Genomic DNA, 26,145 nt, shown 5'->3' with positions numbered 1-26,145 from the left:
TTGAGAGTGATGGTAGCGACCTCATTAGCATTATTTACCGGAGCGTTCGCACGCCCCCTATTCCTGCTGCTTTGATATTGGTCTGATGGTTTACCGTCACGTTATTATCTCTGCCGGCACGTTCCCGACCAGGGTTAATACCGTCGGCTAACCAGCCTGAAGTATTAACGGTCAGATCGTTAAATTTATCGTTTTCGCTAATCAAATACAGACTCCCGTTTTTCAGCCCACCTGAAGCTCCCCCTGTCGCCCTGGTGGTAATAATTGCCTTATCGTACGTAGCGGGTAAAATCCTGACCGTTACCGTTTACAGAGCCGTAGTAATAAACTGCATAGTTCGCATTGAACGTATTCTCTTGCACGGGGCTGCAAACGCTAAAATCCGGCAACATGCGTATTCAACCGCTTTATGCATTAATATTTAACTGTAGGCCCTTCTCACGGCAAAGTGATAACAATGAAAAGGGCCATCAATCAGTTTAAAATCGCTTATAACGAATGTGAGAATCGGAAAAGGGTATTGATATCGGCCCCCATTTTCTTTTCCGCACGGCGCTTTGCAGCATAGATAGTACGAATATCGACATTGAGTTCATCAGCCAGTTGCAGACAACCGTCTCCGGAAATCAATGCGCTTAAGACAGCAAACTCCAGTTCAGAGAGTGACTCTCCGCCAAAGAAGGCGTCGCGCTGATAGATAAATCTCTTTTTTAACTTTTCACAGGCCAGCGTCAGCCGATCTTGCTGATAGATAACAAGAAAAATATCTTTAGAATGCTTAAACCAGTAATTAGCCAATGGTTTAAGGTATTTATCACAAACGATAACAATTTTTAATTTCGTTTCAATTAAATAATCTATCCAACGTTCGTTAGTAAAAAAGCGCAAATGGCTGATAGAAAAATCGACAAAAATACAGCCTAAATATAGATTATTATAATTTTGTTTGAGGAGCCCCTCCATAATCCCCAGAGAAAAATAGCCACTCCCTTCTGGCCAGGTACAAAAACAATAGTCCTGGCAAAACGAAACGCGCAATGAGGCATTTGGTTTTAATTCACATTGAGAAGGGCAACTCATACAGTTGATTCTTCCGTAATCATAAATTAGTGACTTCATTGTCCCCCTCCTTATCCATGATCGAATAATTTCACTGCCATAAAATGATGTCAATATTCTTTTGGAGGCCCAATAACTCTATTGGCCGGATTAAAACAATATTCTTACAAGCCATCCAAAGGGTGGAAAAACAACCATGCGGAAATAAAGAGGAAAAACAGTGGAAGAATAACTTCCGGCGGAAACAATGAGAAAACTGCGAATGTAAATCAGATAATTACAATAAAAAGAATGAGTCATGTGACTAATCACAATGAAGACTATTCAAAATAAAATAATTTACTTCCATTACTTTGCGGATTTGTTTTTTGGGGGAGGTAATACTTTTGACTTAAAAAGGTCTTAAGGCCATCGAAAAGAATGATATTAATAATCATACAAAAAGCTGAAGATGTATATCAAGAAAAGCTTTTACGGATATATAAATAGAAAGTGGGGCACCGTAGCGCCCCATTATTGAGAGTTACAGCCCTTCGGCGATGATTCTCGCCGCTGAAGCCAGCACATCGCGGCGGCTCTCTGCGTTCTGTTGCGGCTGGGTAAAATAGGTCACCAGAACCAGCGGCGCACGACCCTGCGGCCAGATCACCGCAATATCATTGGTGGTGCCGTAGTCGCCGCTGCCGGTCTTATCACCTGCAGTCCACGACGTCGGTAAGCCGGCCCGAATGCTGGCTGCGCCGGTCGTATTGCCTTTGAGCCACGTCACCAACTGCGCCCGCTGGGTTTCGCCCAGCGCATGACCCAGCGTAAGCTGACGCAACGTCTGTGCCATCGCCCGCGGCGTGGTGGTGTCTCTCGGGTCGCCGGGAATGGCGGTATTCAGCGTAGGTTCAGTGCGATCCAGACGAAACGTCTCATCGCCGATCGCGCGGGCAAAAGCCGTCACGCCTCCCGGGCCACCGAGCTGGGCAATCAATTTGTTCATGGCGGTATTGTCGCTGTACTGCAACGCGGCCGCGCTCAGCTCTGCCAGCGTCATTGTGCCGTTGACGTGTTTTTCGGCAATCGGATTGTAGTTAACCAGATCGGCAGGCTTGATCTCGACAGGCTGATTAAGCAGCTGCTTTTGCGTTTCACTCTGCTTAAGCACCGCCGCGGCCGCCATAACTTTACTGGTACTGCACATTGGAAAGCGTTCATCACCGCGATAAAGCACCTGCGTATTATCTGCGGTATCGATGAGCGCGACGCCCAGCCGCCCTCCGCTGCTTTTCTCCAGCGCCGCCAGCTTTTGCTGCACCGCACTCGTCTGCGCATAAAGCGGCGCGCTGCCCAGCAGCAGCGGAATGCACGCCGCCGCCGCGAACATCATCCGTTGCACTCTCTTTGTCACCATCTCAAACTCCCAATACGGTCAATCCGTGTTACATCAGTATTCATTAAAAGGTCGAACTGAAAAGCAAAACGCCGCGATTTTTCTGTCGCGCCTCGGGTATAGGAAGTATAAACCACCTTTTTGCTCCTCATCCGAAGTATCTTACCTGAAATTCCCTCACTCGTTTACCGCTCAAGCCCCAATTTTAACTGCCGGTCCAGCCTAAACCGCTCTAATAAGGTTCGATTTGGCGGTAAAATCTCTAGCCTGATAGCTCGAGAGATACAAACTGCCCCACCGCCCCGTTTAAAAGTTGGCAGTGTTGAGCAGTGTTGGATTTGGGGTCGTCAGTCAAAGAGACGACTCTGTGATGGATCGAACAGGCTGGGAGTCAGTGGCGGCGCTCGTTCTGGTGGCAGCTCACGCTGCTTGGCGGCATTCGCCTTGGCTGTTTTCTGTTTCAGATGCTTGAGAATCTGCTCAATGACCTTCGGATCTTCGATGCTGGCAATCACTTTGACGTGACCGCCGCAGTGTTCGCAGACTTCAATATCAATATTGAAGACTCGCTTGAGGCGTTGCATCCAGGTCATGGCGCGGTGGCGCTCTGCAGGACTCTTGTCACGCCAGTTAGTATCGAGACCTTCCGATTTGTCGGGCTTCTTGCCCCGCTTGGCGGGTGTTACTTGAACTCGGTGTTTGCTGTTCGGTGCAAAGACGCCGTGGAAGCGTGTGAGGTTGACTCGCGGCTTAGGTACCAACGCAGCGAGTTTGGCGATGAAGTCCAGCGGCTCGAAGATCACATGGGTGGTGCCATTGCGGTACGGAGTTTTGAGCTCGTAACGCACCTGCCCATTGGCGGTTAATGCCAGACGTTTTTCTGAAACCGCTGGCCGACTAATGTAGCGACACAAGCGCTCAAGCTTATCCCGCTGATGCGCTTCGGCCATCACACCGGCGTGTAGCGAGAAACCAGCATGGTTGGCTACTCGACTGCTTGAGTCGGCTTTATCCTCACGCCCTGGCAAGGTTTGCAGGGTGAAGACTTTGCGCCCTTGCTGGGGGCCGACGGCAATGCGATACGTAACCGAAGCACCATGTAATTGAGTCAGCGTATCGTCTTCGCCCTCTTCCAGTGTCAACCACGTATTCTCGGCATCACGCTCCAAAATCCCACGCTTTTCCATGCAGCGAGCGATGCGATGGCTGAGGGTGTGAGCGAGCGTATTCAGCTCATCGTAAGTGGGTGCCTTGACACGATGGAAGCGTTGCTTGCCATAGTCATCTTCGGCATAGACACCATCGAGAAACAGCATGTGGTAGTGGACATTGAGATTTAGCGCGGAGCCAAAGCGTTGGATAAGAGTCACTGAGCCAGTTTGTGCAGAGGCTTTGGTGTAACCGGCTTTTTTGATCAGATGAGTTGAGAGTGTACGATAGACGATACTCAAGACCTGGCCCATCAGCTGGGGATGGCGAGCCAGCAAAAAGCGTAGCTGGAAAGGAAAGCTGAGCACCCACTGGCGAATGGGCTCCTTGGGGAAGACTTCGTCTATCAGCAGCGCCGCACTCTCGGCCATCCGGCGGGCACCGCAGCTAGGGCAAAAGCCGCGTCGTTTACAGCTGAAGGCGACCAGACGCTCGTGATGACAATCCTCGCAGCGAACCCGCATGAAACCATACTCCAGACGGCCACATTGGAGGAGGTCGTTGAATTCTTGTTGGATGTAGCGAGGCAGGTGTTGACCTTGGGCTTCGAGTGAGGCTTTGAAGGCTGGGTAGTGCTGCTCAACCAGCTGGTAGAGCAGCGTCTGGTCGGGTTGGTGGCGTTCGTAACCGTTTGTTTGAGTGGGCGATTGACTCGCCGTGGCGTTCCTTGCCAGCGACATGGGTATCCTCCGCTGATACTGTGGTTATGTACAGTATCAGCGGCTTGCGTTCAGACGTCCAGTCTGGCCCTAGACATCGCTAAATGCTTAACCCGCAATAGCCCTCACGAGTTGTTATCAGCCACTACCGGTTGAGCGAGAAGGTTTTGGGTTCAGGGTGCTATTGCTCCACCAATCACAATACTGAAGCCCCAACTGTTATCAGTTGGGGCTTTTTCTTGTCTGTTTGCGGCGGTTGCGTTTTATCGGTAGTCGTCGAGCTCTGCACCATCCCACATAAGAGCTTAACGGTGCGATCTTCAACGCCATCACACAAAACTTTCTTTTTCACGCACAGTCAACTTATTGGATGTTTTATTAACAACCCAAAAGGAGATATTTAGCGGGCGGCCGGAAGGTGAATGCTAGGCATGATCTAACCCTCGGTCTCTGGCGTCGCGACTGCGAAATTTCGCGAGGGTTTCCGAGAAGGTGATTGCGCTTCGCAGATCTCCAGGCGCGTGGGTGCGGACGTAGTCAGCGCCATTGCCGATCGCGTGAAGTTCCGCCGCAAGGCTCGCTGGACCCAGATCCTTTACAGGAAGGCCAACGGTGGCGCCCAAGAAGGATTTCCGCGACACCGAGACCAATAGCGGAAGCCCCAACGCCGACTTCAGCTTTTGAAGGTTCGACAGCACGTGCAGCGATGTTTCCGGTGCGGGGCTCAAGAAAAATCCCATCCCCGGATCGAGGATGAGCCGGTCGGCAGCGACCCCGCTCCGTCGCAAGGCGGAAACCCGCGCCTCGAAGAACCGCACAATCTCGTCGAGCGCGTCTTCGGGTCGAAGGTGACCGGTGCGGGTGGCGATGCCATCCCGCTGCGCTGAGTGCATAACCACCAGCCTGCAGTCCGCCTCAGCAATATCGGGATAGAGCGCAGGGTCAGGAAATCCTTGGATATCGTTCAGGTAGCCCACGCCGCGCTTGAGCGCATAGCGCTGGGTTTCCGGTTGGAAGCTGTCGATTGAAACACGGTGCATCTGATCGGACAGGGCGTCTAAGAGCGGCGCAATACGTCTGATCTCATCGGCCGGCGATACAGGCCTCGCGTCCGGATGGCTGGCGGCCGGTCCGACATCCACGACGTCTGATCCGACTCGCAGCATTTCGATCGCCGCGGTGACAGCGCCGGCGGGGTCTAGCCGCCGGCTCTCATCGAAGAAGGAGTCCTCGGTGAGATTCAGAATGCCGAACACCGTCACCATGGCGTCGGCCTCCGCAGCGACTTCCACGATGGGGATCGGGCGAGCAAAAAGGCAGCAATTATGAGCCCCATACCTACAAAGCCCCACGCATCAAGCTTTTGCCCATGAAGCAACCAGGCAATGGCTGTAATTATGACGACGCCGAGTCCCGACCAGACTGCATAAGCAACACCGACAGGGATGGATTTCAGAACCAGAGAAAGAAAATAAAATGCGATGCCATAACCGATTATGACAACGGCGGAAGGGGCAAGCTTAGTAAAGCCCTCGCTAGATTTTAATGCGGATGTTGCGATTACTTCGCCAACTATTGCGATAACAAGAAAAAGCCAGCCTTTCATGATATATCTCCCAATTTGTGTAGGGCTTATTATGCACGCTTAAAAATAATAAAAGCAGACTTGACCTGATAGTTTGGCTGTGAGCAATTATGTGCTTAGTGCATCTAACGCCGGAGTTAAGCCGCCGCGCGTAGCGCGGTCGGCTTGAACGAATTGTTAGACATCATTTACCAACTGACTTGATGATCTCGCCTTTCACAAAGCGAATAAATTCTTCCAAGTGATCTGCGCGTGAGGCCAAGTGATCTTCTTTTTGTCCCAGATAAGCTTGCTTAGCTTCAAGTAAGACGGGCTGATACTGGGCAGGTAGGCGTTTTATTGCCCAGTCGGCAGCGACATCCTTCGGCGCGATTTTGCCGGTTATTGCGCTGTACCAAATGCGGGACAACGTAAGCACTACATTTCGCTCATCGCCGGCCCAGTCGGGCTGCGAGTTCCATAGCTTCAAGGTTTCCCTCAGCGCCTCGAATAGATCCTGTTCAGGAACCGGGTCAAAGAATTCCTCCGCTGCCGGACCTACCAAGGCAACGCTATGTTCTCTTGCTTTTGTAAGCAGGATAGCTAGATCAATGTCGATCATGGCTGGCTCGAAGATACCCGCAAGAATGTCATTGCGCTGCCATTCTCCAAATTGCAGCTCGCGCTTAGCCGGATAACGCCACGGGATGATGTCGTCATGCACGACAAGGGTGACTTCTATAGCGCGGAGCGTCTCGCTCTCGCCAGGGAAAGCCGAAGCCTCCATAAGGTCATTGAGCAATGCTCGCCGCGTCGTTTCATCAAGCTTTACGGCCACAGTAACCAACAAATCAATATCGCTGTATGGCTTCAGGCCGCCATCCACTGCGGAGCCGTACAAATGCACGGCCAGCAACGTTGATTCCAGATGGCGCTCAATGACGCTTAGCACCTCTGATAGTTGGTTCGAAATTTCGATGGTCACCGCTACCCTCATGATGTCTAACGCCCGCCTCAACTGCCGGAGGTTAATGGCGCCTTTTTTGCAGCTCCACCGCAAAAAAAGGTGACAGTAACCGGAGGTCAGATTGCAGGCGCTTGTTAACTCTTTTGCCAGATTTGATAACAATAGTTAATGTTAGACTCGAAATCTTGCTCAAATACCAACTTGAATGTATCTGGGATTTCAGGAAAAACTATGTCTCCATCTCGCTCGATGTCGACTGTTGAAATATGCAAAGTATCTACTTTGGAAATCAAGCTTTTGTATATTTCACCACCACCAGAAACGATAACATGATCCGTGATTTCCTCTAAATTTATTAAGGCATCCTGAATTGAGGAGAAAACCATTACACCCTCATCATTCGTAGAAAAATTAGAGCGAGTTACAACTGCATACTTTCGATTTGGGAGAGCGCCCATTGACTCAAAAGTTTTGCGTCCAACTAAAAGCCATTGATTATATGTAATTGCCTTAAATAGAAGTTGCTCGCCTTTGGCGCTCCATGGAATATCTGGTCCATTACCGATAATACCGTTCTTCGACTTGGCAGCCATTAGTGATAACTTCACGATTTCTCCCTCGAGTTAACTTTGTTTTAGGGCGACTGCCCTGCTGCGTAACATCGTTGCTGCTCCATAACATCAAACATCGACCCACGGCGTAACGCGCTTGCTGCTTGGATGCCCGAGGCATAGACTGTACAAAAAAACAGTCATAACAAGCCATGAAAACCGCCACTGCGCCGTTACCACCGCTGCGTTCGGTCAAGGTTCTGGACCAGTTGCGTGAGCGCATACGCTACTTGCATTACAGTTTACGAACCGAACAGGCTTATGTCCACTGGGTTCGTGCCTTCATCCGTTTCCACGGTGTGCGTCACCCGGCAACCTTGGGCAGCAGCGAAGTCGAGGCATTTCTGTCCTGGCTGGCGAACGAGCGCAAGGTTTCGGTCTCCACGCATCGTCAGGCATTGGCGGCCTTGCTGTTCTTCTACGGCAAGGTGCTGTGCACGGATCTGCCCTGGCTTCAGGAGATCGGAAGACCTCGGCCGTCGCGGCGCTTGCCGGTGGTGCTGACCCCGGATGAAGTGGTTCGCATCCTCGGTTTTCTGGAAGGCGAGCATCGTTTGTTCGCCCAGCTTCTGTATGGAACGGGCATGCGGATCAGTGAGGGTTTGCAACTGCGGGTCAAGGATCTGGATTTCGATCACGGCACGATCATCGTGCGGGAGGGCAAGGGCTCCAAGGATCGGGCCTTGATGTTACCCGAGAGCTTGGCACCCAGCCTGCGCGAGCAGCTGTCGCGTGCACGGGCATGGTGGCTGAAGGACCAGGCCGAGGGCCGCAGCGGCGTTGCGCTTCCCGACGCCCTTGAGCGGAAGTATCCGCGCGCCGGGCATTCCTGGCCGTGGTTCTGGGTTTTTGCGCAGCACACGCATTCGACCGATCCACGGAGCGGTGTCGTGCGTCGCCATCACATGTATGACCAGACCTTTCAGCGCGCCTTCAAACGTGCCGTAGAAGGCACTGTTGCAAAGTTAGCGATGAGGCAGCCTTTTGTCTTATTCAAAGGCCTTACATTTCAAAAACTCTGCTTACCAGGCGCATTTCGCCCAGGGGATCACCATAATAAAATGCTGAGGCCTGGCCTTTGCGTAGTGCACGCATCACCTCAATACCTTTGATGGTGGCGTAAGCCGTCTTCATGGATTTAAATCCCAGCGTGGCGCCGATTATCCGTTTCAGTTTGCCATGATCGCATTCAATCACGTTGTTCCGGTACTTAATCTGTCGGTGTTCAACGTCAGACGGGCACCGGCCTTCGCGTTTGAGCAGAGCAAGCGCGCGACCATAGGCGGGCGCTTTATCCGTGTTGATGAATCGCGGGATCTGCCACTTCTTCACGTTGTTGAGGATTTTACCCAGAAACCGGTATGCAGCTTTGCTGTTACGACGGGAGGAGAGATAAAAATCGACAGTGCGGCCCCGGCTGTCGACGGCCCGGTACAGATACGCCCAGCGGCCATTGACCTTCACGTAGGTTTCATCCATGTGCCACGGGCAAAGATCGGAAGGGTTACGCCAGTACCAGCGCAGCCGTTTTTCCATTTCAGGCGCATAACGCTGAACCCAGCGGTAAATCGTGGAGTGATCGACATTCACTCCGCGTTCAGCCAGCATCTCCTGCAGCTCACGGTAACTGATGCCGTATTTGCAGTACCAGCGTACGGCCCACAGAATGATGTCACGCTGAAAATGCCGGCCTTTGAATGGGTTCATGTGCAGCTCCATCAGCAAAAGGGGATGATAAGTTTATCACCACCGACTATTTGCAACAGTGCCGCGGAAACCGACCAAAACGATACGTTCTCGGTGCTGAGGTAAAAAGGGCACTGTTGCAAAGTTAGCGATGAGGCAGCCTTTTGTCTTATTCAAAGGCCTTACATTTCAAAAACTCTGCTTACCAGGCGCATTTCGCCCAGGGGATCACCATAATAAAATGCTGAGGCCTGGCCTTTGCGTAGTGCACGCATCACCTCAATACCTTTGATGGTGGCGTAAGCCGTCTTCATGGATTTAAATCCCAGCGTGGCGCCGATTATCCGTTTCAGTTTGCCATGATCGCATTCAATCACGTTGTTCCGGTACTTAATCTGTCGGTGTTCAACGTCAGACGGGCACCGGCCTTCGCGTTTGAGCAGAGCAAGCGCGCGACCATAGGCGGGCGCTTTATCCGTGTTGATGAATCGCGGGATCTGCCACTTCTTCACGTTGTTGAGGATTTTACCCAGAAACCGGTATGCAGCTTTGCTGTTACGACGGGAGGAGAGATAAAAATCGACAGTGCGGCCCCGGCTGTCGACGGCCCGGTACAGATACGCCCAGCGGCCATTGACCTTCACGTAGGTTTCATCCATGTGCCACGGGCAAAGATCGGAAGGGTTACGCCAGTACCAGCGCAGCCGTTTTTCCATTTCAGGCGCATAACGCTGAACCCAGCGGTAAATCGTGGAGTGATCGACATTCACTCCGCGTTCAGCCAGCATCTCCTGCAGCTCACGGTAACTGATGCCGTATTTGCAGTACCAGCGTACGGCCCACAGAATGATGTCACGCTGAAAATGCCGGCCTTTGAATGGGTTCATGTGCAGCTCCATCAGCAAAAGGGGATGATAAGTTTATCACCACCGACTATTTGCAACAGTGCCGGCCGAATGTCTGCAGCTCGGTGAATCGGACTTTACGCATGGAGATCTCCTCAGAGGACATAATTAGTATGTCGGAGGATCTCTAAAAGTGAATGGTTCGTTTTGCAGGGATACTTACATGGGGAAACAAGATGAAACTTGAATATATACAGATAAATTAGTGGTCTGGGCGTTCTCGTCAGAAGCAAACAGCCTGCTTGCAAAAACAAGCGCTGGCAATGGCTTGGCAGGGCCGAGGTTGCCCGGGAGGTATAATTTTCCATTCGGACCAGGGAACCCAATATTGCAGCCTGCCGTACCGGATTCTGGCCGCTCAATATGGAATGATGCTCAGCATGAGCCGCAGCGGGAACTGCTGGGATAATGCTTTGCAGAATGACTGTTCCGCAGTCTGAAATCGGAGTGGATACCACGGGGTGGTTATCGGGACAGGACTGAAGCTGCTGGCGATATTGTTCAGTATCAAGGGGTGAGTCCCGAGAGGCGAGACAAGTCAAGGGCGCAGGCTGCGATGCGCAGCACGACATAGCCGGTATTTCCCTGCGGTGCCCCACAAGTATCAATGAAAGCCTCCAACGCGAGCCATTCGCGAGAGCCTTGAGTCCACGCTAAATCTATCTTATCTGCGCAGGGCAGAATGTGAAGACGGCCGCCCTGGCTCTTGCCCGCCAGGCGCACGAGGCGGTGGAAAGGGGGAGGGGATGTTGTCTATATGGCTCTGCTGTAGTGAGCGGGTTGCGCTCCGACAGCGGTCCTGATCAATCGTCACCCTTTCTCGGCCCTTGAATGTTCCTCGCAACGAGCCTCCTTTTCGCCAATCCATCGACAATCACCGCGAGCCCCAGCTCGAACACTGCGTCCGGACCGGCTTCGTCGAAGGTGTCTATCACGGCCCGCAACAACGGAGCCTGTTCAATGGTGCCGCCGCGCTCACCGGCATCGCTGTCGCCGGCCTGCTCCTCAAGCACGGCCCCAACAGTGAAGTAGCTGATTGTCATCAGCGCATTGACGGCGTCCCAAGCCGAAAAACCCGCCTCGCAGAGGAAGCGAAGCTGCGCGTCGACCACTTCCATCTGCGGTGCGCCCGGTCTCGTGCCAGCATGGATACGCGCGCCATCGCGATAAGCGAGCAGCGCCTGCCTGAAGCTGCGGGCATTCCCGATCAGAAATGAGCGCCAGTCGTCGTCGACTCTCGGCACCGAATGCGTATGATTCTCCGCCAGCATGGCTTCGGCCAGTGCGTCGAGCAGCGCCCGTTTGTTCCTGAAGTGCCAGTATAACGCCGGCTGCTGAACCCCCAACCGTTTAGCCAGTTTGCGTGTCGTCAGAGCCTCTACGCCGACCTCATTCAACAGGTCCAGGGCGACACGGATAACTGTATTAGGCTGCAACTTTATCATGCTTGACACTTTATCACTGATAAACATAATATGTCCACCAACTTATCAGTGATAAAGGATCCGTGAGTTCTATCGGACCAGCGGAGGCTGGTCCGGAGGCCAGCGGAGGCTGGTCCGGAGGCCAGACGTGAAACCCAACAGACCCCTGATCGTAATACTGTGCACTGTCGCGCTCGACGCTGTCGGCATCGGCCTGATTATGCCGGTGCTGCCGGGCCTCCTGCGAGATCTGGTTCACTCGAACGACGTCACCGCCCACTATGGCATTTTGCTGGCGCTGTATGCGTTGATGCAATTTGCCTGCGCGCCTGTGCTGGGTGCGCTATCGGATCGTTTCGGCCGGCGGCCGGTCTTGCTCGTCTCGCTGTCCGGCGCCGCTATCGACTACGCCATCATGGCGACGGCGCCTTTCCTTTGGGTTCTCTATATCGGGCGCATCGTGGCCGGCATCACCGGGGCGACTGGTGCGGTAGCCGGCGCCTATATTGCCGATATCACAGATGGGGATGAGCGCGCGCGGTACTTCGGCTTCATGAGCGCCTGTTTCGGGTTCGGGATGGTCGCGGGACCTGTGCTCGGTGGGCTGATGAGCAGTTTCTCCCCCCATGCTCCGTTCTTCGCCGCAGCAGCCTTGAATGGCCTCAATTTCCTGATGGGCATTTTCCTTTTGCCGGAGTCGCACAAAGGCGAACGTCGACCATTACGCCGGGAGGCTCTCAACCCGCTCGCTTCGTTCCGGTGGGTCCGGGGCATGACCGTCATCGCCGCCCTGATGGCTGTCTTCTTCATCATGCAACTCGTCGGACAGGCGCCGGCCACGCTTTGGGTCATCTTCGGCGAGGATCGCTTTCATTGGGACACGAGCTTGATCGGCATTTCGCTTGCCGCATTTGGTATTCTACATTCACTCGCCCAGGCAATGATCACCGGCCCTGTAACCACCAGGCTCGGCGAAAGGCGGGCACTCATGCTCGGAATGATTGCCGACGGCGCAGGCTACATCCTGCTTGCCTTGGCGACAAGGGGATGGATGGCGTTCCCGATTATGGTCCTGCTTGCTTCGGGTGGCATCGGAATGCCGGCGCTGCAAGCAGTGTTGTCCAGGCAGGTAGATGAGGAACGTCAGGGGCAGCTTCAAGGATCTCTTGCGGCGCTCACCAGCCTGACCTCGATCGTCGGGCCCCTCCTCTTCACGGCGATCTATGCGGCCTCTATAACAACGTGGAACGGGTGGGCATGGATTGCAGGTGCCGCCCTCTACTTGCTCTGCCTGCCGGCGCTGCGTCGCGGGTTTTGGAGCGGCGTAGGGCAACGAGCCGATCGCTGATCGTGGGAACGATAGGCCTATGCCATGCGGGTCAAGGCGACTTCCGGCTACCCGTCTTTCAATCACAACAAGTACAGCAATATTAGGACTGCTTTTCGCTCACAGCGGACCTCTAACCCAGCCATCTTGTCCGCTTCGTTCTAAGAACAGACATCCCTCACTTCAGAATGTGTAGTCAACGGGGGACAGGACAATACGAATGTTCCACTAAAAAATACAGATGAGATAATTATTTACACCAAATTTTGGAGATTTATCGTTGTATCAGGTATTAAAAGTACAATTTAAATCTATTATATCTCGCAATAAGCCTGACATGTAGGTTTCTACAAATTCTCTAATTACGTTATTGACATATGAGCATTTGAAGGCGTAACCTTCAATCACTGTATGTAGATGTGTCTTCCCCTGTTGAGGTGGCTGATACAGCATTTCTACTTGCCATTAAACCAGTCTTTCATGTAATCCTATGTAAAATAGTCTGGTTAATTTATTTTACATACGGGTATCAGTGATGAATGAACTCAGTATTGTTAGTGGTAAATTGCAACTGTTGTCGATCATAGGTGACCCGATCGCTCAGGTCAGCGCTCCACTCATGATAAATGCCGCCATCCTTGAAAAACAAATCCCCGACACTTTGATGGTCCCTCTCCATATAAACTCTGTAGGTCTGCAAACCGCTGTCAATGGTCTGAAATGTATTCAGAATTTTCGTGGTGCCATTATAACGATGCCTCACAAACAACATGCGCTTTCATTAATTGATTCAGCCAGTGAATCTGCTATGGCAATCGGAGGATGCAACGTCATCAGGAGGAATGCTCAGGGCCAACTACATGGGGATATGCTCGATGGTGAAGGTTTCGTATCGAGCCTTTTGAAAAGAGGCTTCGATGTGACAGGTAAAAGAGTCTATCTAGCTGGAACAGGCGGTGCTGGCTCAGCTATTGCTTATGCTATGGCCGCCAAACAGGTTGGAGAATTAATTGGCACTGTTGCAAATAGTCGGTGGTGATAAACTTATCATCCCCTTTTGCTGATGGAGCTGTACATGAACCCATTCAAAGGCCGGCATTTTCAGCGTGACATCATTCTGTGGGCCGTACGCTGGTACTGCAAATACGGCATCAGTTACCGTGAGCTGCAGGAGATGCTGGCTGAACGCGGAGTGAATGTCGATCACTCCACGATTTACCGCTGGGTTCAGCGTTATGCGCCTGAAATGGAAAAACGGCTGCGCTGGTACTGGCGTAACCCTTCCGATCTTTGCCCGTGGCACATGGATGAAACCTACGTGAAGGTCAATGGCCGCTGGGCGTATCTGTACCGGGCCGTCGACAGCCGGGGCCGCACTGTCGATTTTTATCTCTCCTCCCGTCGTAACAGCAAAGCTGCATACCGGTTTCTGGGTAAAATCCTCAACAACGTGAAGAAGTGGCAGATCCCGCGATTCATCAACACGGATAAAGCGCCCGCCTATGGTCGCGCGCTTGCTCTGCTCAAACGCGAAGGCCGGTGCCCGTCTGACGTTGAACACCGACAGATTAAGTACCGGAACAACGTGATTGAATGCGATCATGGCAAACTGAAACGGATAATCGGCGCCACGCTGGGATTTAAATCCATGAAGACGGCTTACGCCACCATCAAAGGTATTGAGGTGATGCGTGCACTACGCAAAGGCCAGGCCTCAGCATTTTATTATGGTGATCCCCTGGGCGAAATGCGCCTGGTAAGCAGAGTTTTTGAAATGTAAGGCCTTTGAATAAGACAAAAGGCTGCCTCATCGCTAACTTTGCAACAGTGCCCCTGAGATACAATTATTCGCTCCCTGAAGTGATGCAAACTTCCTGCTGGAGGTGATCAAGTAATTTGCGAGTGAGTGATCAACTGATTTGCGAATGGGGGATCAGATACATGCGAATACACAGGGAGGGGGCTGGGCCGGGCGATCCGGTCAGCGTTGCGGTTTCCGGCGATTTGCGGCCGGTGGCCGGTTAAGTCCGGCGCGGACGCCTTCCATGCCCTGACGGGCATAAGAAAATAAAACCGCCATGCTGCGGTCATTCATGATTTTGTGGTGTAGCGATAAATAGTCATGCGAGAAACGTTGAAGCGCTTAGCAACTGCACCAACTGTCATTTCAGGATCAGCAAGTAAGATTCTAATTTGTTTAACATCTTCTTCAGAAAGTGACGGTTTTCTCCCTCCCACACGGCCCCTTGCGCGTGCAGCTGCAAGGCCTGAGCGCGTTCTTTCAATATTGCGGTTGCGTTCAAAGCTAGAGAATATCGCCATCAGATGCGTATAGATTTCCCCTATAACTGGCGCATTTGTGTCTATTCTGTCCTTGATGGCTATGAAAGTTATTCCGCGTTTCTTCAGGTCGTCGAGTAAAGTAATGACTTGACCCAATGAACCGCCGAGCCGATCTAGTGCCCAAACTACTAGGGTATCTCCCTCGCGCAATGCTTTCAGGCAGTTCTCCAGTTCCGGCGCACCTTTTTTGTCGCGCTTGGGGCCGCTACGTGAGGTCTGATCCTGATAGATTTGCTCACATCCAGCTTTTGTTAGTTCGTCAACCTGGTGCGCCACATCCTGAAGATGCGTAGATTTACGTGCATAGCCGATTTTCATTCTTTTCACGCTAATTAGTTATGGGGTTATTGTTATGTTGATATAGTAACGAGTTTTGTTACATGAGGGGAGTCATTTTTCGGGAGAAGTCAGGACTTTTCAAGACTGTCACAAAAACCATCGTTTTTGATACATTAATTTAACCAATAGGTTGCAGATCAAATCGCCTGTAACAGCCTTTCTGGCTGTTTGTCGTTTTCAGAAGACGGCTGCACTGAACGTCAGAAGCCGACTGCACTATAGCAGCGGAGGGGTTGGATCCATCAGGCAACGACGGGCTGCTGCCGGCCATCAGCGGACGCAGGGAGGACTTTCCGCAACCGGCCGTTCGATGCGGCACCGATGGCCTTCGCGCAGGGGTAGTGAATCCGCCAGGATTGACTTGCGCTGCCCTACCTCTCACTAGTGAGGGGCGGCAGCGCATCAAGCGGTGAGCGCACTCCGGCACCGCCAACTTTCAGCACATGCGTGTAAATCATCGTCGTAGAGACGTCGGAATGGCCGAGCAGATCCTGCACGGTTCGAATGTCGTAACCGCTGCGGAGCAAGGCCGTCGCGAACGAGTGGCGGAGGGTGTGCGGTGTGGCGGGCTTCGTGATGCCTGCTTGTTCTACGGCACGTTTGAAGGCGCGCTGAAAGGTCTGGTCATACATGTGATGGCGACGCACGACACCGCTCCGTGGATCGGTCGAATGCGTGTGCTGCGCAAAAACCCAGAACCACGGCCAGGAATGCCCGGCGCGCGGATACTTCCGCTCAAGGGCGTCGGGAAGCGCAACGCCGCTGCGGCCCTCGGCCTGGTCCTTCAGCCACCATGCCCGTGCACGCGACAGCTGCTCGCGCAGGCTGGGTGCCAAGCTCTCGGGTAACATCAAGGCCCGATCCTTGGAGCCCTTGCCCTCCCGCACGATGATCGTGCCGTGATCGAAATCCAGATCCTTGACCCGCAGTTGCAAACCCTCACTGATCCGCATGCCCGTTCCATACAGAAGCTGGGCGAACAAACGATGCTCGCCTTCCAGAAAACCGAGGATGCGAACCACTTCATCCGGGGTCAGCACCACCGGCAAGCGCCGCGACGGCCGAGGTCTTCCGATCTCCTGAAGCCAGGGCAGATCCGTGCACAGCACCTTGCCGTAGAAGAACAGCAAGGCCGCCAATGCCTGACGATGCGTGGAGACCGAAACCTTGCGCTCGTTCGCCAGCCAGGACAGAAATGCCTCGACTTCGCTGCTGCCCAAGGTTGCCGGGTGACGCACACCGTGGAAACGGATGAAGGCACGAACCCAGTTGACATAAGCCTGTTCGGTTGGTAAGCTGTAATGCAAGTAGCGTATGCGCTCACGCAACTGGTCCAGAACCTTGACCGAACGCAGCGGTGGTAACGGCGCAGTGGCGGTTTTCATGGCTTGTTATGACTGTTTTTTTGTACAGTCTATGCCTCGGGCATCCAAGCAGCAAGCGCGTTACGCCGTGGGTCGATGTTTGATGTTATGGAGCAGCAACGATGTTACGCAGCAACGATGTTACGCAGCAGGGCAGTCGCCCTAAAACAAAGTTAGGCATCACAAAGTACAGCATCGTGACCAACAGCAACGATTCCGTCACACTGCGCCTCATGACTGAGCATGACCTTGCGATGCTCTATGAGTGGCTAAATCGATCTCATATCGTCGAGTGGTGGGGCGGAGAAGAAGCACGCCCGACACTTGCTGACGTACAGGAACAGTACTTGCCAAGCGTTTTAGCGCAAGAGTCCGTCACTCCATACATTGCAATGCTGAATGGAGAGCCGATTGGGTATGCCCAGTCGTACGTTGCTCTTGGAAGCGGGGACGGATGGTGGGAAGAAGAAACCGATCCAGGAGTACGCGGAATAGACCAGTTACTGGCGAATGCATCACAACTGGGCAAAGGCTTGGGAACCAAGCTGGTTCGAGCTCTGGTTGAGTTGCTGTTCAATGATCCCGAGGTCACCAAGATCCAAACGGACCCGTCGCCGAGCAACTTGCGAGCGATCCGATGCTACGAGAAAGCGGGGTTTGAGAGGCAAGGTACCGTAACCACCCCAGATGGTCCAGCCGTGTACATGGTTCAAACACGCCAGGCATTCGAGCGAACACGCAGTGATGCCTAACCCTTCCATCGAGGGGGACGTCCAAGGGCTGGCGCCCTTGGCCGCCCCTCATGTCAAACGTTAGGCGTCATGCATGAACCACACCGTCCCCGCAGAGGTATCCGCTCAGGTGCGGATAGTCGTCGACGTCATAAAGTCACATTTGGAGCCTGTGCTTCTTGCCATTTGTCAATGGCCATTAATTTTGACCCACCTTTGGCCAATAAAATTGACCCACCCTTGCACGTTTAACCCGTTGTTTTCTGTTTCAGCCGATAGCTCTCTCCTCCCAGCATAAAGATGTGTGAGTGATGGATGATTCGGTCGATGATCGGTACTGCCACGTTGTCGTCGTGGAAGAACTCGCCCCAGCAGGTGAAGTCCTTGTTGGTGGTCAGGATGATAGACCGGTATTCGTACAGACTGTTGATCAGCTGGAACAGGTTGTAGCGGGCCTGCCGGGTCATGGGCAGGTAGCCCAGCTCATCGATGATCAAGAGGTCGACCTTGCTCAGCTGGCTGATTTTCTTTTTCAGCTCGCCCTTCATTTCTGCCAGCTCCAGTTCTTCCACCAACTCCAGCGCGGTGCGAAACAATACCCGGTATCCGGCCTCGACGGCCTTGTGGCCAATCCCGATGGCCAGGTGGGTCTTGCCCACGCCTGGCGGGCCGATGAAGATCACGTTGTTGCGCTCGTCGATGAACCGGAAGTCCAGCAGGCTGTTGATCTGGCGCTTGCTGATGGTGGTCTGGTGGCGATAGTCAAAGCCCTCCAGATGCTTGTGCGCAGGAAAGCCTGCCGTCTTGTAATTGCGCTGTACCCGGTTGGCCTGACGCTGCTGGAGTTCGTATTCAGCCAGTCGCTGTGCAAAGCTCAGGAACGACATTTCACTGGCTTCGGCCTCGGCCAGTAACTGGGCGAGCTCTGCGGCGATGGAGGTCATGCGCAGGCTACGGTACTGGGCGGCAGTCTGTTCAAGCATGCCCATGGGTCACCTCCTGGCCAGTCGAGCGGCCAAGCTGTCGGTATGCACTCAAGTCCAGCTCTGACGGAGCCTCTGGCACGGGCTCAGGCAGACGCTCACGCCGGCTGGCCAGCTGGGTGGCCACCAGATACGCTTCGATCTGTCGGGCGGTCAGGCCCGGCTTCTGGCTCAGGTTCAACAGCATGTCCCGTTCAACAGGTGCGTGCTTACTCAGCAGGTTGCGTACTGCGAACAGTTGATCCTTATAGACCTTGGGCAAGGATCTCCGCAACTGATCACACAAGGCCAGGCTGAGTGCCTCGTCGCCCACCAGTACTTGAATGTCCTGCTCCAGCTGCTGCCGGCGCTGGGCATGGTCACGGTAGTGGTGGGTGTTTTTGATAATCTGACCTTTGCCGCCCGCCAACGCATGCTGGGCAATCACTTCGCCAGTTTGTAGATCAATCACATGCAGCTGGCTGTCGTCTTCCAGCACACCGACACGGCTTTGCTGCCAGGCCATGGGCACAGAGTACTTGTTGGCCTTCCAGGAGATCAGTCCGGTCTTATCCGCCTTGCGGGTCTCACGGGCTTCAGATGTGACGCAAGAGGGTGACAGGTAGGGCTTGAGCAGAGCCTGTTCGTCACGTTCAAAACGCAGCTGAGGTGCCTCACCTGTGGTGCCGTGTGCCCGCACATTGGCGACCTTGTCCAGCCAGTGATGCACATGCTCGCGCAGGTGCTGCTCATCACGGAAGGTCTCGCCGTAAAAGCAGTCCTGCTTGACGTATTTGACGCCCGCTTCAACCTTGCCCTTGCTCTCGGGGTCATAGCCTTCGCAAGCATGGATACGAAAGCCGGCTGTGGTGGCGTACTGATGAAAACGCTCGTTGAGGGTCAGCTCCCGGTATTTCTCCTCAATCACCACCAGCTTGGTCTGGTCGTACACCAGCTCTTCAGGCATGCCGCCAAAGTAGCGCAGCGCTTCGTCATGCAGCTGGATGAACTGCCGGGTATCCAGCGGCTTAAACGACAGGCCCACATACATCAGCCGCGAGTACGCCAGCACAAACACAACAAAGTGCACCACTGTTTCCACGCCACCAATCAGCACGTTACGCAGCTCGCCCGGGTCAACCTGGCACTGCACACCCGGCACCTCATCAACCACCGGCTCGTAATATCGGTGCTGACCGGTTGCAACCTCTTCCTTCAGCGCGCTGACGTAACGACGAATACTGCGCTCGGAGGTCGGCAGCTCACCCAGTTTCTCCTTGAGCTTGCGGGCAATCTTGACTGCACTGAGCCCGGGAAAGCTGGCCAGCAAGCTGATCAGGTATCCCCGGTAGGTGTCGAGCTGTTTGCTGCGGACAGGGTTATCCAGCTTGCGGGCAGTGGTTGTTTCATCCTGACGCAGATACTTGCGCACGCTGTTGCGCGAGATGCCCAGCTCCCGGCTGATGGCCCGAATGGAAAGTCCTTTGCCATCGTCATGTAATGATTTTATTTTGTGTATCACGTTCCACCTCATCATCAGAACGGTTCCCGGCCTGCCAAAAGGCTGGGAACCCTATCTGCATTTCTGGCCGGTTGGCCACCTTGGGGTGGGTCAAAATTAATGGCCAGGGCACTGTTGCAAAGTTAGCGATGAGGCAGCCTTTTGTCTTATTCAAAGGCCTTACATTTCAAAAACTCTGCTTACCAGGCGCATTTCGCCCAGGGGATCACCATAATAAAATGCTGAGGCCTGGCCTTTGCGTAGTGCACGCATCACCTCAATACCTTTGATGGTGGCGTAAGCCGTCTTCATGGATTTAAATCCCAGCGTGGCGCCGATTATCCGTTTCAGTTTGCCATGATCGCATTCAATCACGTTGTTCCGGTACTTAATCTGTCGGTGTTCAACGTCAGACGGGCACCGGCCTTCGCGTTTGAGCAGAGCAAGCGCGCGACCATAGGCGGGCGCTTTATCCGTGTTGATGGGGAGCCCGCAGAATTCGGAAAAAATCGTACGCTAAGGTTTTCCGGGCATCCGTAAGGGCCGAAACTTCCCGTCTTCCAGTCTGCGGCTCTGCCGCCAGACGTAATCGCCGGTTAGGTTGATGTGCTCCCAGCCCAGCGGCGACAGGAATTGCAGCAGCTCGCCGTCCACCGGCTTGCCGGCCTCGACCAACCCCTGGGTGGCGCGTTCCAGGTACACCGTGTTCCACAGCACGATAGCCGCCGTCACCAGGTTGAGGCCGCTGGCCCGGTAGCGCTGCTGCTCGAAGCTCCGATCCCTGATTTCCCCAAGGCGGTTGAAGAACACCGCCCTGGCCAGCGAGTTGCGCGCCTCACCTTTGTTCAGGCCGGCATGCACGCGGCGGCGCAGTTCAACACTTTGCAGCCAGTCCAGGATGAACAGCGTGCGCTCGATCCGGCCCAGCTCGCGCAGGGCCACGGCCAGTCCGTTCTGGCGCGGGTAGCTGCCGAGCTTGCGCAGCATCAGCGAGGCGGTGACGGTGCCCTGCTTGATCGAGCTGGCCAGGCGCAGGATGTCGTCCCAGTGGGCACGCACGTGCTTGATGTTCAGGGTGCCGCCGATCAGCGGGCGCAACGTCGGGTAGGCTTGCACGCCCTGCGGCACGTACAGCTTGGTTTCGCCGAGGTCGCGGATGCGCGGCGCGAAGCGGAAGCCTAGCAGGTGCATCAGGGCAAAGACGTGATCGGTGAAGCCGGCCGTGTCGGTGTAGTGCTCCTCGATCCGCAGGTCGGACTCGTGGTACAGCAGGCCGTCGAGCACATAGGTGGAATCGCGGACGCCGACATTCACCACGCGGGTGCTGAACGGCGCGTACTGGTCGGAGATATGGGTATAGAACAGCCGTCCCGGCTCGCTACCGTACTTCGGGTTGACGTGCCCGGTGCTCTCGCCCCGGCCACCCGCGCGGAAGCGCTGGCCATCGGAGGATGAGGTCGTGCCGTCGCCCCAGTGGGCGGCAAAGGCGTGGCGATACTGGTGGTTGACCAGCTCGGCCAAGGCCGCCGAATAGGTTTCGTCGCGGATGTGCCAGGCTTGCAGCCAGGACAGCTTGGCGTAGGTCAGGCCGGGGCTCGACTCGGCCATCTTGGTCAGCCCGAGGTTGATCGCATCACCGAGGATTGCGGACAGCAGCAACGTCCTGTCTTTGGCCTCGGCCCCGTCCTTCAAGTGGGTGAAGTGGCGGCTGAAGCCCGTCCAGTCGTCCACGTCCATCAGCAGTTCGGTGATCTTGATGCGCGGCAGTAACTGGCTGGTTTGGTCGATCAGCGCCTGCGCCCGATCCGGCACCGCCGCATCCAGCGGGGTGATTTTCAGCCCTGACTCGGTGAGGATGGCATCGGGCAGCTCGTTGTCCTTGGCCAGGCGGGTGACGGTGGCCAACTGCTCGTCCAGCAGCTGCAAACGCTCTTCCAGGTACTGGTCGCTGTTCGGGTTGATCGCCAGGGGCAGGGCCTGCTCGCGCTTGAGTGCGGCGAACTTCTCGGCCGGCAGCAGGTAGTCGTCGAAGTCGCGGAACTGCCGCGAGCCCTTGACCCAGATGTCGCCGGAGCGCAGGGCGTTCTTCAGCTCGGACAGGGCGCAGATTTCGTAGAATTTCCGGTCGAGGCCTTCCGGGGTGATCACCAGCGGCTTCCAGCGCGGCTTGATGAAGGCCGTGGGTGCATCGGCCGGCACCTTGCGCAGGTTGTCGGCGTTCATCTCACGCAGGGTCTGCACGGCTGCCAGCACGCCTTGCGCGGCCGGCGCGGCGCGCAGTTCCAGCACCTCCAGCAAGGCCGGCGTGTAACGGCGCAGGGTGGCGAAGTTCTCGCCGACCAGGTGCAGGTGGTCGAAGCCTTCCGGCCGGGCCAGCAGCTCGGCCTCGCTGACGCTCTCGGTGAACTCGTCCCAGGGAATCACCGCCTCGATGGCGGCATAGGGGTCGCTGCCGCTTTCCTTCGCTTCCAGCAGCGCCTGGCCGATCCTGGAGTACAGGCGCACCTTGTCGTTGATCGCCTTGCCCTGCTTCTGGAACTGCTGCTGATGCTTGTGCTTCGCGCCGCTGAACAGCTTGACCAGGATGCGGTCATGCAGATCGACCAGCTCATCGATCACGGTCGCGGTGCTCTCCAGCACCACGGCGGCCAGGGTCGCGTAGCGGCGCTGCGGCTCGAACTTACCGAGGTCTTTGGGCGTCATCTGCCCACCCTCGCGGGCCAGCTTGAGCAGGCGGTTCTGGTGGATGTGCCGGCCCAGGCCTTCGGGCAAGTCCACCAACTGAAATGTCTTCAGCCGCTCGATGTGTTCCAGCATGTGCCGAGAGTTGGGTTTCAGCGGTGCCTGGCGCAGCCAGGTCAACCAGGTGATGCTGCTGCCGGCCTTGAGCTTCAACAGCTCGTCCAGCTTGGCCCGATGCGAGTCCGTGAGTGGTTCGACCAGGGCGCGGTAGACCCGCCGATTGGCTCGCGCAATGGCTTCCGAGCAGGCCCGGTCAATCACGCTCAGCGCCGGCAGGATGCGTCGTTTCTGCCGTAGGCTCTCCAGGGCCTGACCGGCCAGCAGCAAGCCTTTGTCGGTCTGCTGGGCCAGCTCGGTTAGCTCGCGCACCAGGGCGCGGAAGTCGGACAGGCCGAACGGGGCCAGTTGCAGGTAGGTGCGCAGTTCCTGGGCATGCTCGCGACGGGTCACGTCGCGCTCGCCGTACTTTGCCCAGCTCGCCGGCTCGGCCTGGACTTGCTTCGCCACCCACAGGATGACCGGCTCGGGCAGCTCGCTGTCGGTTCCCAGCGCGTAACCGGGGTAGCGCAGCAGGCAGAGCTGCACGGCGAAGCCGAGGCGGTTGGCGTCGCCGCGTCGCTGGCGGATCAGCGACAGGTCGGAGTCGTTGAAGGTGTAGTAGCGGATCAGGTCATCCTGGCTTTCCGGCAGCGCAAGCAGGGTGTCCCGCTCCGTGGCCGAGAGGATCAAGCGACGCGGCATGTGTCAGTCGTCCGTGCGGAGGTACTGGTAGAGGGTTTCCCGGCTGATGTTGAACTCGCGGGCAAGCTGCGCCTTGGGCTCGCCGGCCGTCGCTCGCTGCCGCAGGGTAGCAGCCTGCTCATCGGACAGGGCTTTCTTGCGGCCCCGGTACGCGCCACGCTGCTTGGCCAAGGCGATGCCCTCACGCTGCCGCTCGCGGATCAGGGCGCGCTCGAACTCAGCGAAGGCCCCCATCACCGACAGCATCAGGTTGGCCATCGGCGAGTCCTCGCCAGTGAACACCAGGCCCTCCTTCAGGAACTCGATGCGCACGCCGCGCTGAGTCAGCTTCTGTACCAAGCGACGCAGGTCATCGAGGTTGCGGGCCAGCCGATCCATGCTGTGCACCACCACTGTATCGCCTTCGCGGACGAAGCTCAGCAGCGCTTCGAGCTGGGGGCGCTGGGTGTCCTTGCCCGATGCCTTGTCGGTGAACACCTTGCTCACCTGGGTTTGTTCCAGCTGGCGTTCCGGGTTCTGGTCAAAGCTGCTGAACCGGACGTAGCCGATGCGGTGCCCCTGCACGATGTCTCCTTGGTTGAAGGCGGCTTAAGTGCACTTTCTGTTCCGTTGTGCCTCAAAGCCCATTTCTGTCAGGCTGAAATCTATAACCTTCGCGGGCATGTGTCAAAAAATGGGAAAGCAGACTCTATTCTGACGAAGCGGCGCGGCCCTGCCTGACATCAAGTTAGGGTATAGCCTAGATTGACATGCGCGATGCAACCCTTAACTTGCTTGCACCTATCGTTTCCATGCTAGCTTTATCGTAACGCTCAAGAAATTGGGCTTAATGCCGAAAACAATAAAATAAAACAGCCAACCCTTGAGGTTCTTATGCGCCAGAATTTACCAGTGACGGGTCGAAACTTAGAACTCCCAAAAGATGCCAATATTCTTTCGACTACCTCCCCTCAAAGCCATATCACGTACGTTAATCCTGACTTCATTAAAATCAGTGGTTTCACTGAGGAAGAACTATTAGGCCAGCCTCACAACATCGTAAGACACCCAGATATGCCGCCTGCTGCATTTGAGCATATGTGGAGTACATTAAAATCTGGCCGCTCATGGATGGGGCTAGTAAAAAATCGCTGTAAAAATGGCGACCACTATTGGGTAAGTGCTTATGTAACGCCAATAGCTAAGAATGGTTCGATTGTTGAATACCAGTCTGTAAGGACCAAGCCTGAACCTGAGCAGGTTTTGGCTGCGGAAAAATTATATGCTCAATTGAGAAGCGGGAAGGCCGCGAGGCCGAAATTGGCTGCTAGCTTTTCCGTGAAAATACTCTTGCTCATATGGGGTAGTATTATATCAAGCGCAATGGCTGCCGGCATGCTTACTGATACATCAATAAGCAGCTTATTGTTAGCCACTTTAATGTCAGGAAGCTTAAGCTCTGTTAGTGTTTTGGCTATTCTCTCTCCTCTTGGAAGACTGGTTGAAAGAGCCAGGAATATTTCCAATAACCCATTAAGTCAATCCCTCTACACTGGGCGCACCGATGAGTTTGGCCAAATAGAGTTTGCTTTACGAATGATGCAAGCTGAAACAGGCGCCATAGTAGGTCGCATAGGTGATGCATCAAATCGGCTTAGCGAACACACCCGAGGCCTACTAAAGGATATTGAGTCAAGCAATGTACTTACAGTTGAGCAGCAGGCAGAGACAGATCAAATAGCAACGGCAGTAAACCAAATGGTGGCAAGCATTCAAGAGGTTGCGAGCAATGCACAGCATGCTGCAGATGCGGCCGGAAGAGCAGACACTGAGACGGCATCTGGCCAGCGTCTGGTAGCCCACACAAGCCAGTCAATCACTGCCCTTGAAGGTGAAATTAGGCAAGCCACTCAGGTTATTCATGAGCTTGAAGGTCAAAGTAACGAGATATCAAAAGTTCTTGACGTTATACGAGGGATCGCCGAGCAAACGAATTTGTTGGCACTCAACGCAGCAATTGAGGCCGCGCGTGCTGGTGAGCAGGGGCGTGGTTTTGCTGTTGTCGCCGATGAGGTTCGCAGTCTTGCTGCTCGCACACAGCAATCGACAACGGATATTCAAAGCATGATCAGCGCTCTACAAGAGCGAGCGCAATCCGCTGTTACAGTCATGGAGCAAAGTAGTCGGCAAGCGCACACGAGTGTAGCTCACGCAGAGGAAGCAGCTACAGCTCTTGATGGAATTGGCCAACGCGTTAACGAAATTACCGACATGAACGCGCAAATAGCGACTGCGGTCGAGCAGCAGGGAGCAGTAAGTGAAGACATAAACCGCAGTATTATCAATATACGCGATGCTGCTGATACCAATGTACAGACCGGGCAGAATAATTTGCAAAGTGCGAAATCTGTCGCTCAGTTAACTAGCGCTCTGAGCGAACTGGCAAAACAGTTTTGGGAAAAACGAGGATAACGCTTTTCAGTATCTCGACAGGGATAACTTACTTTACCATCGGTTATCCCTTTTAGCCGCACAAATTTTAGCCATGGCTTTTCAGGAAGTCAGGGCTATCAGAATGGCCTTAGAAAGCCTAGTCAAAGAGCTGTCACGAGAACACCGTTAGCTTAGCGTACGATTTTTTCCGAATTCTGCGG

The 26,145-nt window shown here is 54.6% G+C and carries 21 protein-coding genes and 3 pseudogenes; 7 read left to right on the top strand and 17 right to left on the bottom strand.

The annotated features are described in order from the left end of the window. Nucleotides 1-489 precede the first annotated feature (489 nt). The 7 genes from L3068_RS24090 to dfrA16 form a co-directional block, all read right to left on the bottom strand. A complete protein-coding gene (locus L3068_RS24090; protein ID WP_024266332.1) occupies nt 490-1,119 on the bottom strand; it encodes a helix-turn-helix transcriptional regulator in 630 nt (209 codons plus the stop codon). 463 nt (nt 1,120-1,582) lie between these two features. Then, entirely contained in the window at nt 1,583-2,458 is an 876-nt protein-coding gene (locus tag L3068_RS24085; protein WP_032489926.1) for an extended-spectrum class A beta-lactamase CTX-M-9, read from the bottom strand. Nucleotides 2,459-2,784: 326 nt separating this feature from the next. Next, a complete protein-coding gene (locus tag L3068_RS24080) occupies nt 2,785-4,326 on the bottom strand; it encodes an IS91-like element ISCR1 family transposase (RefSeq protein ID WP_000050481.1) in 1,542 nt (513 codons plus the stop codon). Between the two features lie 404 nt (nt 4,327-4,730). Next, the gene (gene sul1 / locus L3068_RS24075; RefSeq protein WP_000259031.1) at nt 4,731-5,570 is read right to left on the bottom strand and encodes a sulfonamide-resistant dihydropteroate synthase Sul1; all 840 of its coding nucleotides are present in this window, start codon (nt 5,568-5,570) and stop codon (nt 4,731-4,733) included. Continuing rightward, nucleotides 5,564-5,911, bottom strand: a complete 348-nt coding sequence (locus L3068_RS24070; protein WP_000679427.1) for a quaternary ammonium compound efflux SMR transporter QacE delta 1 — start codon at nt 5,909-5,911, stop codon at nt 5,564-5,566. The genes sul1 and L3068_RS24070 overlap by 7 nt, the downstream gene beginning before the upstream one ends. A gap of 163 nt (nt 5,912-6,074) precedes the next feature. After that, nucleotides 6,075-6,866, bottom strand: a complete 792-nt coding sequence (locus L3068_RS24065; protein WP_001261740.1) for an ANT(3'')-Ia family aminoglycoside nucleotidyltransferase AadA2 — start codon at nt 6,864-6,866, stop codon at nt 6,075-6,077. 104 nt (nt 6,867-6,970) lie between these two features. Continuing rightward, nucleotides 6,971-7,444 (bottom strand): trimethoprim-resistant dihydrofolate reductase DfrA16, encoded by a 474-nt coding sequence (dfrA16, locus tag L3068_RS24060; protein WP_032490158.1) that lies wholly within the window; start codon nt 7,442-7,444, stop codon nt 6,971-6,973. A gap of 155 nt (nt 7,445-7,599) precedes the next feature. Between dfrA16 and intI1 (L3068_RS24055) the strand changes: the two are divergent. Beyond that, nucleotides 7,600-8,397, top strand: a pseudogene (gene intI1 / locus L3068_RS24055) (class 1 integron integrase IntI1); the annotation flags it as partial. 52 nt (nt 8,398-8,449) lie between these two features. Here intI1 (L3068_RS24055) and L3068_RS24050 read toward each other — a convergent pair. Continuing rightward, a complete protein-coding gene (locus L3068_RS24050) occupies nt 8,450-9,154 on the bottom strand; it encodes an IS6-like element IS26 family transposase (protein ID WP_001067855.1) in 705 nt (234 codons plus the stop codon). A 161-nt stretch (nt 9,155-9,315) separates the two neighbouring features. Beyond that, on the bottom strand, nt 9,316-10,020 hold the full coding sequence (locus L3068_RS24045; RefSeq protein WP_001067855.1) for an IS6-like element IS26 family transposase: 705 nt from the start codon (nt 10,018-10,020) through the stop codon (nt 9,316-9,318). A gap of 254 nt (nt 10,021-10,274) precedes the next feature. Between L3068_RS24045 and L3068_RS25360 the strand changes: the two are divergent. Further along, nucleotides 10,275-10,451: pseudogene (locus L3068_RS25360) on the top strand (DDE-type integrase/transposase/recombinase); the annotation flags it as partial. A gap of 390 nt (nt 10,452-10,841) precedes the next feature. Here L3068_RS25360 and tetR read toward each other — a convergent pair. After that, nucleotides 10,842-11,483 (bottom strand): tetracycline resistance transcriptional repressor TetR, encoded by a 642-nt coding sequence (gene tetR, locus L3068_RS24040; protein ID WP_013851373.1) that lies wholly within the window; start codon nt 11,481-11,483, stop codon nt 10,842-10,844. A gap of 127 nt (nt 11,484-11,610) precedes the next feature. Between tetR and tet(A) the strand changes: the two genes are divergently transcribed. The 3 genes from tet(A) (at nt 11,611) to L3068_RS24025 (ending at nt 14,569) form a co-directional block, all read left to right on the top strand. Beyond that, nucleotides 11,611-12,810 (top strand): tetracycline efflux MFS transporter Tet(A), encoded by a 1,200-nt coding sequence (gene tet(A), locus L3068_RS24035; RefSeq protein WP_031942321.1) that lies wholly within the window; start codon nt 11,611-11,613, stop codon nt 12,808-12,810. 514 nt (nt 12,811-13,324) lie between these two features. Next, the gene (locus L3068_RS24030) at nt 13,325-13,828 is read left to right on the top strand and encodes a shikimate dehydrogenase family protein (protein ID WP_013851371.1); all 504 of its coding nucleotides are present in this window, start codon (nt 13,325-13,327) and stop codon (nt 13,826-13,828) included. A gap of 36 nt (nt 13,829-13,864) precedes the next feature. Further along, entirely contained in the window at nt 13,865-14,569 is a 705-nt protein-coding gene (locus L3068_RS24025; protein WP_001067855.1) for an IS6-like element IS26 family transposase, read from the top strand. Nucleotides 14,570-14,880: 311 nt separating this feature from the next. Here L3068_RS24025 and L3068_RS24020 read toward each other — a convergent pair whose 3' ends face one another. Both L3068_RS24020 and intI1 (L3068_RS24015) read right to left on the bottom strand, forming a co-directional pair. After that, nucleotides 14,881-15,450, bottom strand: a complete 570-nt coding sequence (locus L3068_RS24020) for a recombinase family protein (protein WP_001749988.1) — start codon at nt 15,448-15,450, stop codon at nt 14,881-14,883. Nucleotides 15,451-15,842: 392 nt separating this feature from the next. Continuing rightward, nucleotides 15,843-16,856 (bottom strand): class 1 integron integrase IntI1, encoded by a 1,014-nt coding sequence (gene intI1 / locus L3068_RS24015; protein WP_002075255.1) that lies wholly within the window; start codon nt 16,854-16,856, stop codon nt 15,843-15,845. Nucleotides 16,857-17,032: 176 nt separating this feature from the next. Between intI1 (L3068_RS24015) and L3068_RS24010 the strand changes: the two genes are divergently transcribed. Further along, on the top strand, nt 17,033-17,587 hold the full coding sequence (locus L3068_RS24010; protein WP_032488579.1) for an aminoglycoside N-acetyltransferase AAC(6')-Ib3: 555 nt from the start codon (nt 17,033-17,035) through the stop codon (nt 17,585-17,587). A 227-nt stretch (nt 17,588-17,814) separates the two neighbouring features. On the opposite strand, the gene istB is transcribed toward L3068_RS24010, so the two are convergent. The 5 genes and pseudogenes from istB to L3068_RS23985 form a co-directional block, all read right to left on the bottom strand. Beyond that, on the bottom strand, nt 17,815-18,555 hold the full coding sequence (gene istB / locus L3068_RS24005; RefSeq protein ID WP_012695455.1) for an IS21-like element helper ATPase IstB: 741 nt from the start codon (nt 18,553-18,555) through the stop codon (nt 17,815-17,817). Then, nucleotides 18,542-20,050 (bottom strand): IS21-like element ISCfr8 family transposase, encoded by a 1,509-nt coding sequence (gene istA / locus L3068_RS24000; protein WP_077249983.1) that lies wholly within the window; start codon nt 20,048-20,050, stop codon nt 18,542-18,544. The genes istB and istA overlap by 14 nt, the downstream gene beginning before the upstream one ends. A 159-nt stretch (nt 20,051-20,209) precedes the next feature. After that, a pseudogene (locus tag L3068_RS23995) lies at nt 20,210-20,512 on the bottom strand (IS6-like element IS26 family transposase); the annotation flags it as partial. Between the two features lie 33 nt (nt 20,513-20,545). Next, nucleotides 20,546-23,512, bottom strand: a complete 2,967-nt coding sequence (locus L3068_RS23990) for a Tn3-like element TnAs1 family transposase (RefSeq protein ID WP_001138014.1) — start codon at nt 23,510-23,512, stop codon at nt 20,546-20,548. A 3-nt stretch (nt 23,513-23,515) separates the two neighbouring features. Beyond that, complete coding sequence (locus L3068_RS23985; protein ID WP_236904885.1) at nt 23,516-24,076, bottom strand: recombinase family protein; 561 nt, start codon at nt 24,074-24,076, stop codon at nt 23,516-23,518. A gap of 309 nt (nt 24,077-24,385) precedes the next feature. Here L3068_RS23985 and L3068_RS23980 point away from each other — a divergent pair, with 309 nt between their 5' ends. Continuing rightward, nucleotides 24,386-25,963 (top strand): methyl-accepting chemotaxis protein, encoded by a 1,578-nt coding sequence (locus tag L3068_RS23980; protein ID WP_001323889.1) that lies wholly within the window; start codon nt 24,386-24,388, stop codon nt 25,961-25,963. Nucleotides 25,964-26,145: the final 182 nt, after the last annotated feature.

The sequence above is a fragment of the Enterobacter cloacae complex sp. ECL414 genome, from assembly GCF_021869685.1.
Taxonomy (GTDB): domain Bacteria; phylum Pseudomonadota; class Gammaproteobacteria; order Enterobacterales; family Enterobacteriaceae; genus Enterobacter; species Enterobacter kobei.
This window is presented reverse-complemented; position numbering and strand designations above follow the sequence as displayed.

Bases quoted from the DNA above. Each gene is read 5' to 3' on its own strand.
- L3068_RS24090 (WP_024266332.1), bottom strand. From the start codon at position 1,119: ATGAAGTCACTAATTTATGATTACGGAAGAATCAACTGTATGAGTTGC.
- L3068_RS24085 (WP_032489926.1), bottom strand. From the start codon at position 2,458: ATGGTGACAAAGAGAGTGCAACGGATGATGTTCGCGGCGGCGGCGTGC.
- L3068_RS24080 (WP_000050481.1), bottom strand. From the start codon at position 4,326: ATGTCGCTGGCAAGGAACGCCACGGCGAGTCAATCGCCCACTCAAACA.
- sul1 (WP_000259031.1), bottom strand. From the start codon at position 5,570: ATGGTGACGGTGTTCGGCATTCTGAATCTCACCGAGGACTCCTTCTTC.
- L3068_RS24070 (WP_000679427.1), bottom strand. From the start codon at position 5,911: ATGAAAGGCTGGCTTTTTCTTGTTATCGCAATAGTTGGCGAAGTAATC.
- L3068_RS24065 (WP_001261740.1), bottom strand. From the start codon at position 6,866: ATGAGGGTAGCGGTGACCATCGAAATTTCGAACCAACTATCAGAGGTG.
- L3068_RS24050 (WP_001067855.1), bottom strand. From the start codon at position 9,154: ATGAACCCATTCAAAGGCCGGCATTTTCAGCGTGACATCATTCTGTGG.
- L3068_RS24045 (WP_001067855.1), bottom strand. From the start codon at position 10,020: ATGAACCCATTCAAAGGCCGGCATTTTCAGCGTGACATCATTCTGTGG.
- tetR (WP_013851373.1), bottom strand. From the start codon at position 11,483: ATGATAAAGTTGCAGCCTAATACAGTTATCCGTGTCGCCCTGGACCTG.
- L3068_RS24030 (WP_013851371.1), top strand. From the start codon at position 13,325: ATGAATGAACTCAGTATTGTTAGTGGTAAATTGCAACTGTTGTCGATC.
- L3068_RS24025 (WP_001067855.1), top strand. From the start codon at position 13,865: ATGAACCCATTCAAAGGCCGGCATTTTCAGCGTGACATCATTCTGTGG.
- L3068_RS24020 (WP_001749988.1), bottom strand. From the start codon at position 15,450: ATGAAAATCGGCTATGCACGTAAATCTACGCATCTTCAGGATGTGGCG.
- intI1 (WP_002075255.1), bottom strand. From the start codon at position 16,856: ATGAAAACCGCCACTGCGCCGTTACCACCGCTGCGTTCGGTCAAGGTT.
- istB (WP_012695455.1), bottom strand. From the start codon at position 18,555: ATGGGCATGCTTGAACAGACTGCCGCCCAGTACCGTAGCCTGCGCATG.
- L3068_RS23990 (WP_001138014.1), bottom strand. From the start codon at position 23,512: ATGCCGCGTCGCTTGATCCTCTCGGCCACGGAGCGGGACACCCTGCTT.
- L3068_RS23980 (WP_001323889.1), top strand. From the start codon at position 24,386: ATGCGCCAGAATTTACCAGTGACGGGTCGAAACTTAGAACTCCCAAAA.